At 67.3% G+C, this 17616-nt stretch carries 15 protein-coding genes; 5 read left to right on the top strand and 10 right to left on the bottom strand.

The features are described from left to right. Nucleotides 1–2: 2 nt before the first annotated feature. Nucleotides 3–1298, top strand: coding sequence for an O-acetylhomoserine aminocarboxypropyltransferase (locus E6C72_RS12385; RefSeq protein ID WP_247875735.1), 1296 nt, complete (start codon nt 3–5; stop codon nt 1296–1298). A 21-nt stretch (nt 1299–1319) separates the two neighbouring features. Here E6C72_RS12385 and E6C72_RS12380 read toward each other — a convergent pair whose 3' ends face one another. From E6C72_RS12380 to E6C72_RS12350, 7 genes are all read right to left on the bottom strand, one after another. After that, nucleotides 1320–2561, bottom strand: a complete 1242-nt coding sequence (locus E6C72_RS12380) for an MFS transporter (protein WP_109086088.1) — start codon at nt 2559–2561, stop codon at nt 1320–1322. 132 nt (nt 2562–2693) lie between these two features. Continuing rightward, nucleotides 2694–3113, bottom strand: coding sequence for an alternative ribosome rescue aminoacyl-tRNA hydrolase ArfB (gene arfB, locus E6C72_RS12375; protein ID WP_109086087.1), 420 nt, complete (start codon nt 3111–3113; stop codon nt 2694–2696). Next, a complete protein-coding gene (rsmA, locus tag E6C72_RS12370; protein ID WP_371298441.1) occupies nt 3110–3997 on the bottom strand; it encodes a 16S rRNA (adenine(1518)-N(6)/adenine(1519)-N(6))-dimethyltransferase RsmA in 888 nt (295 codons plus the stop codon). The genes arfB and rsmA overlap by 4 nt, the downstream gene beginning before the upstream one ends. 80 nt (nt 3998–4077) lie before the next feature. Beyond that, nucleotides 4078–4386, bottom strand: a complete 309-nt coding sequence (locus E6C72_RS12365) for an AzlD family protein (protein ID WP_109086085.1) — start codon at nt 4384–4386, stop codon at nt 4078–4080. Continuing rightward, nucleotides 4379–5113: an AzlC family ABC transporter permease gene (locus E6C72_RS12360; RefSeq protein ID WP_169055157.1), complete on the bottom strand. Its 735-nt coding sequence runs from the start codon at nt 5111–5113 to the stop codon at nt 4379–4381. The genes E6C72_RS12365 and E6C72_RS12360 overlap by 8 nt, the downstream gene beginning before the upstream one ends. Before the next feature lie 9 nt (nt 5114–5122). Beyond that, complete coding sequence (locus tag E6C72_RS12355) at nt 5123–6007, bottom strand: AraC family transcriptional regulator (RefSeq protein ID WP_109086084.1); 885 nt, start codon at nt 6005–6007, stop codon at nt 5123–5125. A 57-nt stretch (nt 6008–6064) separates the two neighbouring features. Beyond that, on the bottom strand, nt 6065–7624 hold the full coding sequence (locus E6C72_RS12350; protein ID WP_109086083.1) for a tetratricopeptide repeat protein: 1560 nt from the start codon (nt 7622–7624) through the stop codon (nt 6065–6067). A 170-nt stretch (nt 7625–7794) separates the two neighbouring features. Here E6C72_RS12350 and E6C72_RS12345 point away from each other — a divergent pair, with 170 nt between their 5' ends. Then, complete coding sequence (locus E6C72_RS12345) at nt 7795–8304, top strand: DUF4405 domain-containing protein (RefSeq protein ID WP_109086082.1); 510 nt, start codon at nt 7795–7797, stop codon at nt 8302–8304. Between the two features lie 65 nt (nt 8305–8369). Here E6C72_RS12345 and topA read toward each other — a convergent pair whose 3' ends face one another. Together topA and dprA are read right to left on the bottom strand one after the other, a co-directional pair. Further along, a complete protein-coding gene (topA, locus tag E6C72_RS12340) occupies nt 8370–11165 on the bottom strand; it encodes a type I DNA topoisomerase (RefSeq protein WP_109086081.1) in 2796 nt (931 codons plus the stop codon). Between the two features lie 46 nt (nt 11166–11211). After that, on the bottom strand, nt 11212–12348 hold the full coding sequence (dprA, locus tag E6C72_RS12335; RefSeq protein ID WP_109086282.1) for a DNA-processing protein DprA: 1137 nt from the start codon (nt 12346–12348) through the stop codon (nt 11212–11214). A gap of 365 nt (nt 12349–12713) precedes the next feature. On the opposite strand from dprA, the gene E6C72_RS12330 reads away from it, so the two are divergent. Beyond that, complete coding sequence (locus E6C72_RS12330; RefSeq protein WP_247875734.1) at nt 12714–14216, top strand: PAS domain-containing methyl-accepting chemotaxis protein; 1503 nt, start codon at nt 12714–12716, stop codon at nt 14214–14216. A 62-nt stretch (nt 14217–14278) separates the two neighbouring features. On the opposite strand, the gene E6C72_RS12325 is transcribed toward E6C72_RS12330, so the two are convergent. Next, on the bottom strand, nt 14279–15076 hold the full coding sequence (locus E6C72_RS12325; RefSeq protein ID WP_109086079.1) for an oxepin-CoA hydrolase, alternative type: 798 nt from the start codon (nt 15074–15076) through the stop codon (nt 14279–14281). Nucleotides 15077–15364: 288 nt separating this feature from the next. On the opposite strand from E6C72_RS12325, the gene E6C72_RS12320 reads away from it, so the two are divergent. Next, nucleotides 15365–16012, top strand: a complete 648-nt coding sequence (locus tag E6C72_RS12320) for a rhomboid family intramembrane serine protease (protein WP_247875733.1) — start codon at nt 15365–15367, stop codon at nt 16010–16012. A 490-nt stretch (nt 16013–16502) separates the two neighbouring features. Beyond that, entirely contained in the window at nt 16503–17591 is a 1089-nt protein-coding gene (locus E6C72_RS12315) for a TRAP transporter substrate-binding protein (RefSeq protein WP_109086077.1), read from the top strand. Nucleotides 17592–17616: the final 25 nt, after the last annotated feature.

Raw genomic sequence — 17616 nt, 5'->3', positions numbered from 1 at the left:
AGATGACTGAGCAGAAGAGCTTCGGTTTCGAGACCCGCGCCATCCATGCCGGCGCCGCTCCCGATCCGGCGACCGGTGCGCGCCAGACGCCAATCTACCAGACCACCAGCTTCGTCTTCGAGGATGTCGATGACGCCGCCTCGCTGTTCAACCTGCAGAAGGTCGGCTTCATCTATTCCCGGCTGACGAACCCGACGGTGGCGGTGCTGGAGGAGCGGCTCGCCAACCTGGAAGGCGGCGCCGGCGCCACCGCGACCTCGTCCGGCCATGCCGCCCAGCTGCTCGCCCTGTTCCCGCTGATGGCGCCGGGCGACCACATCGTCGCCTCGAAGAAGCTCTATGGCGGCTCGCTGAACCAGCTCGGCATCAGCTTCCCGCGCGCCTTCGGCTGGGAACCCACCTTCGTCGACACCGATGACGTCAGCAACGTCAAGGCCGCCCTGACCGGGAAGACCAAGGCGATCTTCGTCGAGAGCCTCGCCAACCCCGGCGGCGTGGTGACCGACATCGAGGCCATCGCCAAGATCGCCGACGAGGCCGGCATTCCGCTGATCGTCGACAACACGCTGGCGACGCCGTACCTGATCAACCCGATCCAGTGGGGCGCCACGCTGGTGGTCCATTCAACCACCAAGTTCTTGTCCGGCAACGGCACCTCGGTCGGCGGCGTCGTGGTCGACAGCGGCAAGTTCGACTGGAGCAAGTCCGGCAAGTTCCCGGCGCTGAGCGAGCCCGACCCCGGCTATCACGGCCTGCGCTTCCACGAGACCTTCGGCCATCTCGCCTTCACCATTCACGGCCATGCCGTGGGCTTGCGCGACCTGGGGCCGAGCCAGGCGCCGATGAACGCCTTCCTGACGCTGAACGGCATCGAAACCCTGCCGCTGCGCATGCAGCGCCACGCCGACAGCGCGCTGAAGGTGGCGACCTTCCTGGAAAGCCATCCGGCGGTCAGCTGGGTCAGCTATGCCGGTCTGGAGTCGTCGAAGTACAATGTGCTGGCCAAGAAGTACCTGCCGCGCGGCGCCGGTGCGGTGCTCACCTTCGGCGTCAAGGGCGGCTTCGAGGCCGGGGTGAAGGTGGTGGAGAGCGTCGAGCTGTTCAGCCACCTCGCCAACATCGGCGATGCCCGCTCGCTGATCATCCATCCGTCCTCGACCACCCACCGCCAGCTGTCGGCGGAGGCCCAGGCCTCGGCCGGCGCCGGCCCCGATGTGATCCGCCTGTCCATCGGGCTGGAGACGCCGGAGGACATCATCGCCGACCTCGATCGGGCGCTGAACAAGACGCTGGCATAGCCGGTCAAGCCCGGCGGCGGGTCACTCCGCCGCCGGCAGCGGCTCCGCGACGGTTTCGACTTTCCGGCGGTCGTCCGGCAGCAGCAGGGCGGCGGCGAAGGCCAGGGCGGCCAGCGCCGACAGGGTCATATAGAGCAGGGTGAACTCGCCGGTGCGCTCATAGACCCAGGCGACCAGTTGCACCGCCAGCGGGCCGGCGCCGAAGGACAGGATGTATTTGGCGCCGAAGGCCAGCCCACGGTGCCTGTCCGGGGTGTAGCGGGCCAGCAGCATGTTCTCCGCCGGAATCTGCGTCTGCGAGGCGATGACCACGAAGGCGGCGGCGGCCACCAGCGGCAGGTCGGCCAGCACCGCGACCGCCGCCATCAGCGGGATCTGGGCCAGCAGGCACAGCATGTAGACCCGCTTCAGCGAATGACGGTCGGCCAGCACGCCGCCGATCATCTGCGGCAGGGCGGAGATCAGATAGACCGCCGTCACCAGCCCGCCGACGCCGAGCGTGCCGCTGCCGAGCCAGCCGCCCAGCCGCGCCTCGAACAGCTTGGGCAGCACCACCTGCATGGCGTTGAAGATCAGCCCGGCGCAGACCATCGTCAGCGACAGCACGAAGAAGGCGCGCACCACGTCGCCGCGCGACGGCTTGGGCTGGGGCTTCACGTCGGCATGGCGGTCCTGAACCACGCCGGTCATCATAAGCAGGGCGAGGACGACGCCCAGCACGAGGCAGAGCGCGCCGGGAATGATGAAGGCCATGCGCCAGTTCAGCCATTGCGTCAGGCTGCCGGCAACCACCGCTGCGGTGGCGACGCCGAAGGTGCCGAACAGCCCGAGCCAGCCCATCGCCTTGCCGCGATTCTCGGCGTTCGCCATCATCCAGGCCATGCCGACGGGGTGGTAGATCGACGCCCCCAGTCCCAGCAGAGCCAGCGACCACATCAGCATCGTCGGCCCATCCGACAGCCCGGCCAGCACCGCCCCGCCACCTGTCATCAGATAAAAGACGGCGATCATGCCCGCCGAACTCCAGCGGTCGCCCAGCCAGCCGGCCAGCGGCGCCCCCAGCCCGATCATGAAGGCGCCCAGCGTCCACAGCCGGATCAACTCGTCATAGGACAGCTTCCACTCGGTTTCCAGCGCCAGCACGATGGTCAGGAACAGGGCCGAGACGATGTGCATCAGAGAATGCCCGACCCAGGCAAAGCCGACGGACAGCCGGGCCGAGGTCGGCGACGGCAGGGCGGCGCTGGCGGATGGATGGCTCATCGAACGTCTCCAGCCCCGCACCCGTCCGGATTGGGGAATGTTTCACAGGCAAGCGAACGCCAAGGCTGGCACGGGATGGTTGAACCGTCCAATGCGCCCGCCTCATGGCGGGCATGCCCGTCAACGACCGGGTCAGTCGTGGATGTTCCCACGCATCTTCTTCACCTCCGACCGCTTGGCCTTGCCCTCCAGCCGGCGCTCCTTGGAGCCCTTGGTCGGCTTGGTCGGGCGGCGGGGCGGCGGGGGAGGGCCCGCGGCTTCGCGGATCAGGTCGATCAGCCGCTCGCGGGCATCCTCGCGGTTGCGCATCTGCGAGCGGTGGCGGTCGGCCACCAGGATCAGAACCCCGTCCTGGGTCAGGCGCGATCCGGCCAGCCGCTCCAGCCGGTAGCGCACCGGGTCCGGCAGGTTGGGGGAATGGCGCACGTCGAAGCGCAGCTGGACCGCCGTTTCCGTCTTGTTGACGTGCTGGCCGCCGGGGCCGGAGGCGCGGACGAACTCCTCCTGCAACTCGCTTTCGTCCAGGCTGATGCGGGGGTTGACCCGGATCATGCCGGACTCTCAAGCGGATTCCGGGCACGGAAGGCGCGGGCCAGGGCGGCGAAGCCGGCGACGTCGATCTCCTCCGCCCGCGCGGTCGGGGCGATGCCGGTCTCCTCCAGCAGCGCCTCGGCGCTGCCCAGCGACTTCAGGCTCTGGCGCAGCATCTTGCGGCGCTGGCCGAAGGCGGCGGCGGTGACCTGCTCCAGAGCGCGCCAGTCGGCCGGCTCGGGGGTGGCGCGCGGGGTCAGATGGACCACCGTCGATTCGACCTTCGGCGGCGGGGTGAAGGCGCGCGGCGGCAGGTTGAACAGCACGCGGGCGTCGGAACGCCATTGGGTGATGACCGACAGCCGGCCATAGGCCTTGCTGCCAGGCTTGGCCACCAGCCGGTCGGCGACCTCCTTCTGGAACATCAGCGTCAGGCTGACATAGGCCTCGATCCGCGCCAGCCAGCCGAGCAGCAGCGGGGTCGCGACATTGTAGGGCAGGTTGGCGACGATGGCGCGCGGGGCGGGCGCCAGTTCCTCCGGATCGACCGTCAGGGCGTCGGCCTCGACGATGCTCAGCCGGCCTTGCGAGGCCTCGATCACGTCTTGCAACGCCTCGATGAAGCGGCGGTCGCGTTCGATGGCGATGACCTTCACCGCATTGGTCGCCAGCAGCGCCCGGGTCAGCCCGCCGGGACCGGGGCCGACCTCGATGGCGGTGGTGCCGGCCGGCAGGTTGGCCGACCGCGCGATCCGTCCCGTCAGGTTCAGGTCGAGCAGGAAATTCTGACCCAGCGACTTGCGCGCCTCCAGCCCGAAACGCGCGATCACATCGCGCAGCGGCGGCAGTGCGTGCGGGTCGAAGGCTGCCGGAGTGGCGGCGGGCGCGGCGATGGGGGCGGAGATCGGGTCGGTCATCCCCGACTTATAGGCATCCCCCGTCCGCTTCACCAGACGGCAGTTTGCAACAGTGGCCAATGCGGCGGTCAGATCAGCCGGCGCAGCACCACCACGGCCACCACGCCGGCCGCCACCGCGACCACCATCGGCACCCGGCGGGCGATCAGGCAGACGAAGGCGGCGGCCAGCGCGTCGGACGGGCGCGACAGGGCGGCCGGCGCCACCAGTGCGACGAGTACCGCGCCCGGCGTCGCCTCCAGCGCGGCATTCGCCGCCGGACCCAGCCGCACCCGGGCGATCAGCCAGGGTCCGCCGATCCGCGTCATCCAGGTCACCAGCGCCCCGCCCAGCACGATGGCGAAGACGCTCCAGTCCAGTTGCAGCGACTCAAGCATCGCGTGCCCTCCCTTGCCCCTTCGCTTGAAGAGCCGCGACCGCCCCGCCGGCCAGGGCGCCGGCAAGGATATGCCAGGTTCCGCCGGAAGACAGCGCATGGACGGCCAGCGCGGCGGCGGCACTCGCCAGCCAGGGCGGCAGCGAACCGGCGCCGCGCCAGAAGCCGGCCAGCAGGCAGAGGAAGACGGCGATGAAGGTGAAATCCAGCCCCCAGGCGGTCGGGTCGGCGATCAGCGCGCCGGCCAACGTCCCGGACACCGTGCTGGTCAGCCACGCGAGATAAAGTGTCGCCGCCACCCCGTACCAGTAGGCCAGCGACAGTTCCGGTCCGCGGCGGAGTGCCAGCGCCCACTGCTCGTCGGTCATGAAGAACAGCGCCAGCCCGGCCCGTGCCCTGGACATGCCGCGGAAGCGGGGCTCCAGCGTCGCCCCCATCAGCAGGTGGCGCAGGTTGACCAGCAGGATGGCGCCGACCACCGCCAGCCCGGCGCTGCCCCCGCTCCCATTTTTGTCCAGCAGTTCGACCGCGACGAATTGCGAACTGCCGGCGAAGACCAGCGCGCTCATCAGCCCCATGTCGAGCGCCGACAGCCCGGCCTTGGCGGCGAGGCTGCCCAGCAGGAAGCCGAAGGGAACGGCGCCCGCCACGATCGGCAGGCAATGGACGACGCCCGCCGCGAACTCCTGCCGCGGGGACGCCGGTATGGCGATGCTGTCCATGGTCATGGGCGCAAGTTAGGCGGCGATGACGGCGGCGTCTTGGACGGGATTGCTGCCCCGCCGGTAGTGGCCGGGGGAGACGCCGACCCGTCCCTTGAACACCCGGTTGAAATGGGCCTGATCACAGAAGCCGCAGGCCAGCGCCACCTCGGCAAGTGGCAGCGGCCCGGCCAGCAGCCGCTTGGCCTGGGCGACCCGGCGGTCGGTCAGATAGCCGTGCGGGGTGGTTCCCACCGCCGCGCGGAAGACGCGCAGCAGGTGGAAGCGGCTGAGCCCCGCCGCCTCCGCCAGATCGGCCAGTTCGACCGGGCTGTCGAGATGGGCGTCCAGATACTCCCGCGCCCGGCGGACGGCGGCCGGCTCGCGTCCCAGGTCGCGCGGGCGGGCGGTCAGGTCGCCATGGCGCAGGGCGAGCGCGGTGAAGGCGCGCAGCGCGTCGGCGTCGGTGCGCAGCGGTTCGCGGAACGGTCCCTCCAGCCCAAGATGCAGGCGGCACAGGGCCTGGAACAGCTCCGGGTCGTCCAGTTCCTTCACGGAGAAATGCGGCGCGACCGGCCGGTCCAGTGCCTCGGCCATCGCCTGACCGAACAGCGCCACCGACGGGTAGAACATCCGGTAGGCATAGCCGTCCGCCGCCGGCCGGCCGTCATGCAGGATGTCGGGGTCCAGCACCACCACCTGACCGGCCCGCGCCACCCGCTCGCTGCCGCGGCAGCGGTACAGCTCGGTTCCGGCGGTGATGACACCGACCACATAGGTCTCGTGCGTATGCGGGGCGTAGCTGTGGCGCTGGAAGCGGGCGTTCAGGCATTCCATGCCGTCGAAGCGCGCCTCCCGCCACAGTCGGGCGAACTCGCCGTCGCCGGACGACACCTCGGTCAATGCGGATTGCTGGTCCATGCCGCAGTCTAACAGGCGGCCGCTCCGGTCGTCTTGGACAGGATTGCGTGGACAGGGTTACGTCACCTCGGCCACCCGTCGGCCGACGGCATGATCCGCCGGATCACCGGGATGGTCGGGAAATGGGAGGCCATGGCCGGGCTGGTGGCTGTCATGGATCAGACAATCCTCCGCGATCAGCGGCCACACATGGGAGCGGAGAAAGCGCTGGTCCTGCCAGCGGTCAGCTTCCTCCGAGGAGAAGCGGCCGATCAGCGGCTCCAGCGGAGGCAGCAGACCGGCGAGACCGCCCCACATGCCGGCCAGCATCACTTCGCTGTGCAGCGCGTGGTCGCGCATGACGTGGAAGGACTTGCCCGATGTGATCCACGCCTCCACCGCTGCCCGTTCGCGCGGCCCGACGCGGGAATCGCAGTCGCGGCAGACGAAGCGGCGCACGGTCGGGTCGTCGGATGCCAGGAAGCGCCAATAGAGGCCGGTGACCGGGCCGCTTCCCGGCGGCATGGGCACCCGTTCAGCCCCCAGCGCATCGAGTTCCGCCAGCACCGCCGGGGGGACGCTGTCGTCATGGTAGATGCGGCAGGTCCAGCCTGGATAAACCGATGGCACGAGGCGCGCATTCTCCACGGCGCCGCGGCCGTAAATCTCTGCGGCGCCCCACAGGCTGAAGGCAACGATGTCGCGGGTGCGGCGTTCCGGTGCGGCCGGTCTGTCACGCAAGCGTGGCAGGGCCAATTCCGCCCCGCTTTGCATGGCGCTCTGTATTTTCTGCGTCAGGATCCTGTCGGAATGGGCCAGCGAGTCCACCTCACGGTGGGATTGGAACAGCAGGATCGCGAGTATCTCGCGCGCTTCGAGGTAATCGGGTGCCAGGGTCACCGACCGGGCCAACGCCGCGGCCGCTGTTTCCAGCGCCACCAGATCAAGGCCGCCGGCCTGCCTGGTCAGGATGCCGATGTTGAAGCACGCCCCGACATGGTCGGGTTGCAGCGCTTGCGTCCGGCGGTAGCAGGTCAGCGCATCCGCCGGGCGGCCGGCACGGGCGCAGGCATTGCCGAGTTGGAACAGCCGTTCCGCCGTCGGCGGCTCCAGCATGAGCAGGCGTGACAGGTCGGCCACAGCAGCGCCGGCCTGCTGCCGCTCCAGGTGATGGATCGCGCGCAGTTCCAGCAGAAGACCCAAGCGCTGCCGGCTTTCCCGATCCTCCCCGTCGAGAATTGACGCCCGCTGTAGCGAGTCGATGGCGGCATTGGTATCGCCGGTCATCTGGGCCGCCACGCCCAGCAGTGCCAGGGCGGCGGGATCGTCGGGTTGCAGCGCCAAGGCGCGGTGCTGGCAGGCGGCGGCCTCCGCCGGATGGCCGAGCACCTGATGGAGTTTGCCGAAGTCGCGGTGGTAGCCGGCCATGTCGGGCCGGGCACGCAGCGCCGCGGCGACGCGCGAAACCGCTTCGTCCAGGCGGCCGGTCTGGGCCAGCAGCATGCCCATCAAATGTGAAGCGGCATGGGTTTCGGGAGCAGCGTCGAGGATTCGACCATAGAGGATTTCCGCCTCCCGCAGCCGCCCGGCTCCATGATGGTCGATGGCGACCCGCAAGGCTTCCTGGATCGAGGCCATGACACTCCCCAAGCATGTCGGCGGCAGTCCCGAGACGAAGCGGCCGAACCCGCGCCGGCCGGCGCGTTACACACTGTTACGCAACCTTATGCCGGTGGATATCGTCCAGTTACAGTGGCGCGCGATCATGGCTGTCAACAAGAAACGACACCCGATTCAAGGCGATTGCGATGACCATTTCCAAAACAATGACCCGCGACGTGGTGACGCCCGTCACCATCGTCACCTTCGTCGTGTCCACCGTGACCGGCATCATGCTGCTCCTGCACTGGAATGCCGGACTGGTGCGCTTCTCCCACGAATGGCTGAGCGTGGTGTTCTCCGCCATCGCACTCTGGCATCTGGTGAAGAACTGGCGCGCCTTCCTGGGCTATCTGAAACGGCATGCCGCCCAGGCGGCCTTCGTCACCAGTGTGATCGTCTCGGTGGTCTTCACCGGCATGACCGGTACGACCGGCGGCGGCGCCGTCAATCCGGGGGCGGTGTTCGGCGCCCTGTCCGGCGCCCGCCTGGAGGCCGCCGCCCCGGCCCTTGGCCTGACGTCCGACACCGCTGTGGAGGTGCTGAAGGCCGCGGGCATCGATGCCGCGCCGGGAGAGACGCTGACGGTGATCGGTGAACGCGCCGGGAAGAACGGGGCGGCCATCGCCAGCATGCTGGCGGCGAAGCGGGGACGCTGAGGGATAAGGACCGCCCTCTCCCGGGGCGGGAGAGGGCGTTGGCAAGAGCGTCGGGGCTGTTGTGCCTACGACGCCTTCGCCGTCTCCTTCGGCGCCGCGGCTTCCGCCGGGGCGTCCTTGGCCGTCTTGGCCTTGGTCGCCTTCTTGGCGGCCGGCTTCTTCGCCGCAGTCTTTGCAGGGGCCTTGGCCGGCTTTTCCGCCTCGCCGCCGCCGGCCTTGGCCGGTTCGGCGTCCTTGGCGGCCTTCCCGCCCTTCTTGGCGGCGTCCTTGGCGACCTTCGCGTCGATCAGTTCCAGCGCCTGTTCCAGCGTGACGCTGTCCGGCTCGGTCCCCTTGGGGATCGAGGCATAGACGCTGGCGTGCTTCACGTAGGGTCCGAAGCGGCCCGAGCCCATGGTGATCGGCTTGCCGGTCTTCGGGTGGTCGCCCAGCGTCTTGGCCGGAGCCGAGGCCTTCTTGGCGGCACCGGCCAGCAGATCGACGGCACGGTTGATGCCGATGGTCAGAACGTCGTCGTCCGGCGTCAGCGATTTGTAGACGCTGCCATGCTTCAGGTAGGGACCGAAGCGGCCGATGCCGGCGCTGATCTCTTCCCCGGTCTCCGGATGGTTGCCGATGGCGCGTGGCAGGGCCAGCAGCCGCAGCGCGGTGTCGAGATCGACGTCGGCGGCGGCCATGCCCTTGGGCAGCGACACCCGCTTGGGCTTCGGTGCCTCATCCTTCTTCTTTTTCTTCGCCTTCGGCTTCTTGCCGTCGGCAGCAGGCTCTTCCGCCGCCGGTTCCTCCGGCGGAGCGACCGCCGTGGTTGGTGCCGGCCCGAGCTGGATATAGGCGCCATACGGACCACGGCGCACCGTCACCGGCAGGCCGGTCTCAGGATCGTTGCCCAGCTCGCGCGGGCCTTCCTGCGCCTCGCCATTCTCGTCGTTGGCGACGGCCAGCGGCCGGGTGTAGCGGCACTCCGGATAGCGCGAGCAGCCGATGAAGGCGCCCATCTTGCCCAGCTTCAGCCCCAGCCGGCCTTCGCGGCAGACCGGGCAGACGCGCGGGTCATGGCCGTCCTCGGTGGCGGCGGGGAAGAAATGGGCGCCCAGCTCGTTGTCGAGCGTGGTCAGCACCTGGGTGATCGTCAGATCCTTGGTGCCGTTCACCGCCGCGTCGAAGGCGGTCCAGAAATCGCGCAGGACGGTCTTCCAGTCGATCTTGCCGTCGGAGATTTCGTCCAGCTGGTTTTCCAGCTCCGCGGTGAAGTTGTACTCCACATAGCGGTGGAAGAAATTCTCCAGGAAGGCGGTGACCAGCCGGCCGCGGTCCTCAGGGATGAAGCGCCGCTTGTCCAGCCGCACATAATTGCGGTCCTGCAACACCTGCAGGATCGAGGCGTAGGTCGACGGCCGGCCGATCCCCAGCTCTTCCAGCTTTTTCACGAGGCTGGCTTCGGAATAGCGTGGCGGCGGCTGGGTGAAATGCTGCTCCGGATCGATCTCGCCGCGGACGAGAGCATCGCCCTGGTCCATGGCGGGCAGGCGGCGCTCCTGCTGGTCGTCCTCGGTCGCGTCGTCGCGGTCCTCCTGATAGACTTTCAGGAAGCCGTCGAACACGACGATCGAGCCGGTGGCGCGCAGCACGACGTCCTTCGACGGGCTGGCGATGTCGACCGCCACCTGATCCAGCACGGCGCTTTCCATCTGGCTGGCCAGCGTGCGCTTCCAGATCAGCTCGTAGAGCCGCAGCTCGTCCTGCTCCAGATAGCCGGCCACCGAGTCAGGGCGGCGGTGCAGGTCGGTCGGGCGGATGGCCTCGTGGGCCTCCTGGGCGTTCTTGGCGGCGGTCTTGTAGACGCGCGGCTGGGCCGGGACATAGCGTTCGCCATAGTGCGAGCCGATCAGGCCGCGGGCGCCGTCGATGGCCTCCTGCGACAGGCTGACGCCGTCGGTTCGCATATAGGTGATGAGTCCCACCGTCTCGCCGCCGATGTCGACACCCTCATACAGCTTCTGCGCCGTGCGCATGGTGCGGGTGGCGCCGAAGCCCAGCTTGCGCGAGGCCTCCTGTTGCAGGGTGGAGGTGGTGAAGGGTGGCGACGGGTTGCGGCGGCTCTGCTTGCGCTCCACCTGCGATACGGCGAAGGCCTGCGGGCGTATCTTGGCCACCGCGGCCTCGGCCGCATCGCGGTTGGGCAGGCCGAACTTGTCGAGCCGCTTGCCGTCCAGCTGGGTCAGCGACGCGGTGAAGGCGGCGCCGGCCGGCGTGGTGAAGCCGACCGCGATCGACCAGTATTCCTGCGGTTTGAAGACCTCGATCTCCGACTCGCGCTCGCAGATCAGGCGCAGGGCCACCGACTGCACGCGGCCGGCCGACTTGGAACCCGGCAGCTTGCGCCACAGCACCGGCGACAGGGTGAAGCCGACGAGATAGTCCAGCGCCCGGCGCGCCAGATAGGCGTCGACCAGCTCCTGCGAAACCGCGCGCGGGTTCGCCATCGCGGTCTGGACGGCGGACTTGGTGATCTCGTTGAAGGTGACGCGCTGGACGTCGCGGTTGTCGGACAGATGCTTTTCGCGAAGGAGTTCGGACAGGTGCCAGGCGATGGCCTCTCCCTCGCGATCCGGGTCGGTTGCGAGATAGATGCGGTCGGCCGACTTCACCGCCTTGGCGATCTCGTCGATGTGGCGTTTGGAGCGGTCGCCCAGCTCCCATTCCATCGCGAAATCTTCATCCGGGCGCACCGATCCGTCGCGCGCCGGAAGGTCGCGGACATGGCCGAAGCTGGCGATGACGGTGTAGTCGTCGCCCAGATACTTGTTGATGGTCTTCGCCTTGGCCGGCGATTCGACGATGACGACGTTGCTGCCCGGCAAGAAACCAGCCCTTCGCGTATGCCCACCCAAACCGAAGCGGCGCCGATCAGGCAAGAGACACCTGATGACCGGGAAGACGCTGGACTCGGCCGGCAAGCTCAAGTTCCAGAACCACGGTCAGCACCACCGGAGCGGACAATTGGCACCCGCGAACGAGTTCGTCAATGGTGACGGGCGAGGGACCGAGGTTTTCCAGCACCACGGCGCGTGCCCTGGCAAGGTCGGATTCGTCGGGTTCGGCGGCCTTGCCCGGGAGGAAGGCGGGGGCGCTGAACAGGTCGCGCTGTGGCTCCGCCAATGTGGGCGGGCGCAGGTTTTCGATGGCGCGGAGCACGTCGTCGGCCCGCTCCACCAGGGTGGCGCCCTGGCGCAGCAGGTTGTTGGTCCCGTGGCAGCGCGGGTCGAGCGGCGATCCCGGCACCGCCATCACCTCGCGCCCCTGTTCCAGCGCCATCCGCGCGGTGATCAGCGAGCCGGAGCGCAGCGCCGCCTCCACCACCAGCACGCCGAGCGACAGGCCGGAGATCAGGCGGTTGCGGCGCGGAAAATGGCGGGCCTGCGGCTGGGTGCCGATGGCGCTTTCCGCCACCACGACGCCCTGCGCCAGAATGTCGCGGTACAGCCCCTCATTCTCCGGCGGGTAGACCACGTCGATGCCGCCGGCCAGCACCGCGGCGGTTCCGCTGGTGAGAGAGCCGGCATGGGCGGCGGTGTCGATCCCGCGGGCAAGGCCGGAGACGACAAGCAGCCCGGCCGCTCCCAGCTCGCGCGCCAGCGATTCGGCGAATTTCTTGCCATTGAGAGAGGCGTTGCGCGCCCCGACGATGGCGATCGCGCGGCGCCGCAGCAGATGGTCATGCCCGGCGACGGAAATCACCGGCGGGGCATCGTCCACCGCGGCCAGCGGCTCCGGGTAATCCGGTTCGCAGGTGCAGAGCAGGCGGGCGCCGAAGCGGCGGTTGGCCTGCATTTCCCGTTCCGCCTCGGCCTTGGAAGCGATCCGAAGCGGTTTTGCCCGCCCGCCGCGCCGCGCCAGGTCGGGCAGCATGTCCAGCGCCTTGGCGGCGCTGCCATATTGCTCCAGCAGGCGGTGAAAGGTGATCGGCCCGACATTCTCCGTTCGGATGAGGCGGAGCCAGTCGAGCCGTTCGGAGTCGGTCAGGGAGCGGCGGCGGAATTGCATCATGTTGGAGATATTTACAATTCAGGGTGTGCGTGTTCAACATACATTCGCATGGATGGAGAGGTTGTCGGGAAGTTTCTTTCTCAATGTGTTGGGCTGCCGTCATTGGCATCCGTTCCATTGTCCGGCGAATGGATCGATCTACTTCGTAAGTCATATGCCTCGTATTCTAAAACCATTCTAAAGAAATTCCGGATAATAAATGCTTTATCCTGTAAACGTTGTCTGTCGAGCCAACCAATGCAACCTGTAATTATAGTTCCAGGTAAAAGGTTGGTATTTTTCGAGGGTTTGAGAATTATCACAAGATTTAGTGCTTCCCCTAATGGAACCCTGTTTCGATTTCGGTATGATCTTCTTCATACGTGAGTATTCGGGTGGGGGTGGTGATGTTCGGACGGGGAAAAACCAATCGGGCGCTGGGGCGCAAGCTGGCCGCATTGGACGCCTTGCGGGCCAAGGTGATGGTGGCGGATACGGATCTGAACATCGTTCATGTCAACCCGGCGGTGACGGCGCTTCTGCGCGAGGTGGAAGGCGACCTGCGCAAGGAACTGCCCCGTCTGGACGTCAACCGTCTCGTCGGCAGCAACATCGATGTCTTCCACAAGAATCCGAGCCACCAACGCAAGCTGCTGGCCGCGTTGACCAAGCCCTATGGTGCCACGATCAAGGTCGGTGGCCATCAGTTCGACCTGCTGGTGACGCCCTTGACGGAAGGCACCGAGCGAATCGGTTTCGTCGTCGAATGGGCGGACGCCAAGGAGCGGCTGGAAAACCTCGACTACGCCACGCAGATGGCGGCGATCAGCCGGTCGCAGGCGGTCATCGAGTTCACCACCGACGGCATCATCACCAAGGCCAACGACAATTTCCTGAAGGTGATGGGCTATCGCCTGGACGAGGTCGTCGGCAAGCACCACAATATTTTCGTCGAGCAGGCCTATCGCGACAGTGCCGAATATTCCAGGTTCTGGGAAACCCTGCGCCGTGGCGAATTCCAGGCGGCGCAGTACAAGCGGATCGGCAAGGGCGGCAAGGTCGTTTGGATCGAGGGCGCCTACAACCCGATCTTCGATGAGAAGGGACGGGTCACCAAGGTGGTGAAGTTCGCGGTCGACGTGACCGCGCAGGTTTCGCTGCTGAACAACCTGAAGGTCATGATCGACAAGAATTTCGGCGAGGTCGACCAGGCGCTTCATCTGTCGATGGGGGAAGCCCATTCGGCCAACGACGCCGCCGGATCGACCTCCGCCAGCGTTCAGGCGGTTGCCGCCAGTGCGGAGGAACTTGTCGCGTCGATCGGCGAGATTTCCCAAAGCATGAGCCGGGCCCGTTCGGCCACGGACGGCGCCTTCGACCGCACCGTCGCGGTGGCGGCAAGCACCGACCGGCTGGCTGCCGCCGCCCAGGCGATGAACGGCATCGTCGGGCTGATCAACAGCATCGCCGGCCAGATCAATCTGCTCGCCCTGAACGCCACCATCGAAGCGGCGCGGGCCGGCGAGGCGGGTAAGGGCTTCGCCGTCGTCGCTTCGGAGGTCAAGAATCTCGCCAACCAGGCCGGGAAGGCGACCGAGCAGATCTCCGCCGAGATCGAGGGCATCCAGTCGACCTCGACCGAGGTCGCCACCGCGCTGAACGCCATCCGCGAAGCGGTCGCGGTGGTGCGCGAGCATGTGACCGGCACGGCATCGGCGGTGGAGGAGCAGAGCGCCGTCACCCAGAACATGTCGTCCAACATGCAGACCGCATCCGCCGCCGTGGCGACGGTGACCGCCAACATCACCGCCATTTCCAGCGCGGTCAGTCAGGTTGCCGGTGCGGTCGAACGGACGAAGGAGGCGGCGCACGTCCTCGTGCGCTGACGGGTGCTCGTTGACAGTTAGGAGACCGGGCACCGCATGCGGCGCCCGGTCCTTTTTATACGTCAGCGCTTGTGGAACACCGGTCGGCGCTTTTCAAAAAAGGCGGTGATGCCCTCCTTCGCCTCGCCATGGTGCAGGGCCTCGACGAACAGATCGCTTTCGCGGGCAAGCTGGGTGGCGAAGCTGCCATAGGCCAGTTCCATCAGCTTCTTGGCGCGGCCCATGGCGCCGCTCGGTCCTTCGGCGATGGTTCCGGCCCAGGCGATCGCCTCGGCCAGCGCCCGGCCGGGGGCGGTGACGCGGTTGACGACGCCGGCGGCATGCAGGCGCGCTGCGTCGACCGGGCCGCCGGTCAGCATCAGCTCCGCATAGAGCTGCGGCGGCAGGGCGCGGGCGAGCGAGGCGGAGGCGCCGCCGTCGGCTGTCAGCCCGACCCTGACATAGGCGGTCAGGAACTGCGCGTCCTCGGCTGCGACGATCAGGTCGCAGGCCAGCGCCAGCGAGAAGCCGGCGCCGGCGGCCGGCCCCTCCACCGCGGCGACGATCGGCTTCGGGCATTCGCGCATGGCGCGGACCCAGCCGTGAAAGCGCTCGATCCCGTCGCGGTTTTCCGATCGCGACCGGCTGCCATGGTGATAGAGGTTGTTCAGATGCCCGCCCGAACTGAAGGCGCCGCCGGCCCCGGTCAGCACGATGGAGCCGATGTTGGGGTCGTGCGTCGCCTCGTCCAGCGCATCGCGTCCGGCGGCCATCATCTTCAAACCCAGCGCGTTGCGGGTGCCGGCGTCGCTCATGGTCAGCACCATGACGCGGCCCTGGCGGTCCACCGTCATGCTGCCGGTATCCTGACGTTCGTTCATGGTCGTTTCTTCCCCGGTCGTCGTTGTCCGGCAAACGGAACTTCGCCGGATGGTAGAACCACTGTGCCAGCCGGACGGCGGCGCTCCAATCCGTCCGACCGGTATAGGAGCAACCCGGATGCCGTGGGAAACCGCTGTTTTTCCACAATACCCCTTCCTACATTGGGGGTGAGGCCTATCGCCGCGCATGGCTGTGCGGCACGGAACGGCGGCACCGACGGGTGAGGGCAGGGCATGGCGCTGGCGCTGGACCGGCAGGGCCGGAGCGGGAGAGGGAGACCGGCCGCCGTGGCCGTTCCGCCCTACGCCAACCGCATCCTGATTCTCGTCTGCGTGCTGGCGTTCGTCCTGCGGCTTCCGCCGGAATCCTTCGCCTTCGTTCCCGCCTATTTCTTCGGAACGGTCGAACTGGCCGGGCCGCTGCCGACGGGCGCAGTGTGGCGCGGGTTGTTCGGTCATGTCCTGATCCACGGCGACCTGACGCACCTTCTGTCCAATATGGCGGTGCTGTGGCTGCTGGGCGATGTGGTTGAACGGGACGCCGGCCATCTGCGCTATCTGCTGCTGTTCCTCGCCGGAACGGTGACGGCGGCGCTGACGGAGGGGCTGCTGGCGGTCGACCGGATGGCTCCGCTGATCGGGGCGAGTGGAGCGATCTGCGCGCTGATGGGCGCATTCCTGTGGATGCGTCCCCGTTCCGGCATGATGTCGCGGCGCCTGCCCCGGCGGCTGGTCCAGGGGGCGATTCTGATTTTCGCGCTGTTGAACGCGGCGATGACGCTGGTGCCGGCGAAGGCCGAGTCCCCGCTGGCGGAGGTCGGCTGGGGCGCCCATGCCGGCGGGCTGGCCGCCGGTCTTCTGCTGGGCGCCGTGCTGATCCTGCCGGGTCGGGGCCGGCCGAGCGGCAAACATGCCAATCGTCCTCCGACAATTTGAAACTTTGAACTGTGTCAATATCCGCACATTCGCCATTGTGCATGTGTGAATGGCGTTCTGGCGGAGCGATCGGCAGAGCGGATTCCGTACGGCCAAGCCCATGAACGAAAGTAGGGGTGGGTGCAATTCCGCGCGTCGCATATATCATCGGTACACGTAACCATTCAGGCAACGGCAAGACGGTTCCGCGGTTGATCGACAGGGCTGACTGATGCTCGACTGAGCAGACCCATGTCCTGGATTCTTCCTGCCATGCATTGCTTTGAAAATCCTTGATGGGACGGACTCTGGCCGTCGCCGTTGCAGTCGTGCATCCGCGCTGTATTTTCCCTTCTGCGGAATAGCGGTGGGAATGGAAGCCATGCAATTTGATGAATTGTCTGGAAGCCGTTGCGATTTCTAGAATTGTTTGGGGACCTTGGTGTCTTCTGTTCGGCAAATGGCGTCATCGTTCAACCGACGCCATGGCCACAACGATGAGGAAACGTTCATGAAGCGTCGTTCCTTCCTGACTTCTGCCGGTGTCGGCGTTGCCGCCAGCACCCTGGCGGCCCCCGCCATCGCGCAGAGCCAGCCGGAGATCCATTGGCGTCTGGCGTCCAGCTTCCCCAAGAGCCTGGACACCATCTATGGTGCGGCCGACACCATCGCCGCCCGTGTCGCCGCCGCGACCGACGGCAAGTTCACCATCCGCGCCTTCGCCGCCGGCGAGATCGTCCCCGGCCTTCAGGTGCTGGACGCCGTGCAGAACGGCACGGTCGAGTGCGGCCACACCGCCAGCTACTACTATGTCGGCAAGGATCCGACCTTCACCTTCGATGCGACGGTGCCGTTCGGCCTCAACGCCCGCCAGCAGAACGCCTGGATCTACAATGGCGGCGGCATGGCCCTGCTGCGCGAGTTCTTCGACGGTTATGGCGTCGTGAACTTCCCGGCCGGCAACACCGGCGTGCAGATGGGCGGCTGGTTCCGCAAGGAGATCAAGACCGTCGAGGATCTGAAGGGCCTGAAGTTCCGCATCGGCGGCTTCGCCGGTCAGGTCCTGGCCAAGCTCGGCACCGTGCCGCAGCAGATCGCCGGCGGCGACATCTATCCGTCGCTGGAAAAGGGCACCATCGATGCCGCCGAGTGGATCGGCCCCTATGACGACGAGAAGCTCGGCTTCAACAAGGTCGCCAAGTACTACTACTATCCGGGCTGGTGGGAAGGCGGGCTGAACGTCTCGCTGCTGGTCAACAAGCAGCAGTGGGACCAGTTGCCCAAGCAGTACAAGGCCGTTCTCGAGGCCGCCTGCTTCGAGGCCAACCTGACGATGAACGCCAAGTACGATGCGGAAAACCCGGCGGCGCTGCGCCGTCTGGTCGCCGGCGGCGCCCAGCTGCGCCCCTTCCCACGCGAGGTCATGGAGGCGTGCTACAAGGCCGCCACCGAGCTGTATGAGGAGACGGCGAAGGCCAATCCGAAGTTCGCCAAGATCTACGAGCCGTGGAAGAAGTTCCGCGACGACGAGTATCTGTGGTTCCGGGTGGCCGAGAACTCCTTCGACAACTTCGCCTTCACCGCCGGCCTGAAGCGCTGACGGCGGAAAGCCGAAACTGCCGCCC

This window comes from Azospirillum sp. TSH100 (assembly GCF_004923295.1).
Classification (GTDB): Bacteria; Pseudomonadota; Alphaproteobacteria; order Azospirillales; family Azospirillaceae; genus Azospirillum.
The sequence above is the reverse complement of the archived record's forward strand: the minus strand, read 5'-3'. Positions and strand labels throughout refer to the sequence as shown.

Excerpts from the sequence above, each read along its gene's own strand:
- E6C72_RS12385 (WP_247875735.1), top strand. The coding sequence starts at position 3 with ATGACTGAGCAGAAGAGCTTCGGTTTCGAGACCCGCGCCATCCATGCC.
- E6C72_RS12345 (WP_109086082.1), top strand. The coding sequence starts at position 7,795 with ATGACCATTTCCAAAACAATGACCCGCGACGTGGTGACGCCCGTCACC.
- E6C72_RS12315 (WP_109086077.1), top strand. The coding sequence starts at position 16,503 with ATGAAGCGTCGTTCCTTCCTGACTTCTGCCGGTGTCGGCGTTGCCGCC.
- dprA (WP_109086282.1), bottom strand. The coding sequence starts at position 12,348 with ATGCAATTCCGCCGCCGCTCCCTGACCGACTCCGAACGGCTCGACTGG.
- E6C72_RS12365 (WP_109086085.1), bottom strand. The coding sequence starts at position 4,386 with ATGCTTGAGTCGCTGCAACTGGACTGGAGCGTCTTCGCCATCGTGCTG.
- E6C72_RS12360 (WP_169055157.1), bottom strand. The coding sequence starts at position 5,113 with ATGACCATGGACAGCATCGCCATACCGGCGTCCCCGCGGCAGGAGTTC.
- arfB (WP_109086087.1), bottom strand. The coding sequence starts at position 3,113 with ATGATCCGGGTCAACCCCCGCATCAGCCTGGACGAAAGCGAGTTGCAG.
- E6C72_RS12350 (WP_109086083.1), bottom strand. The coding sequence starts at position 7,624 with ATGGCCTCGATCCAGGAAGCCTTGCGGGTCGCCATCGACCATCATGGA.
- E6C72_RS12380 (WP_109086088.1), bottom strand. The coding sequence starts at position 2,561 with ATGAGCCATCCATCCGCCAGCGCCGCCCTGCCGTCGCCGACCTCGGCC.
- E6C72_RS12355 (WP_109086084.1), bottom strand. The coding sequence starts at position 6,007 with ATGGACCAGCAATCCGCATTGACCGAGGTGTCGTCCGGCGACGGCGAG.
- E6C72_RS12325 (WP_109086079.1), bottom strand. The coding sequence starts at position 15,076 with ATGAACGAACGTCAGGATACCGGCAGCATGACGGTGGACCGCCAGGGC.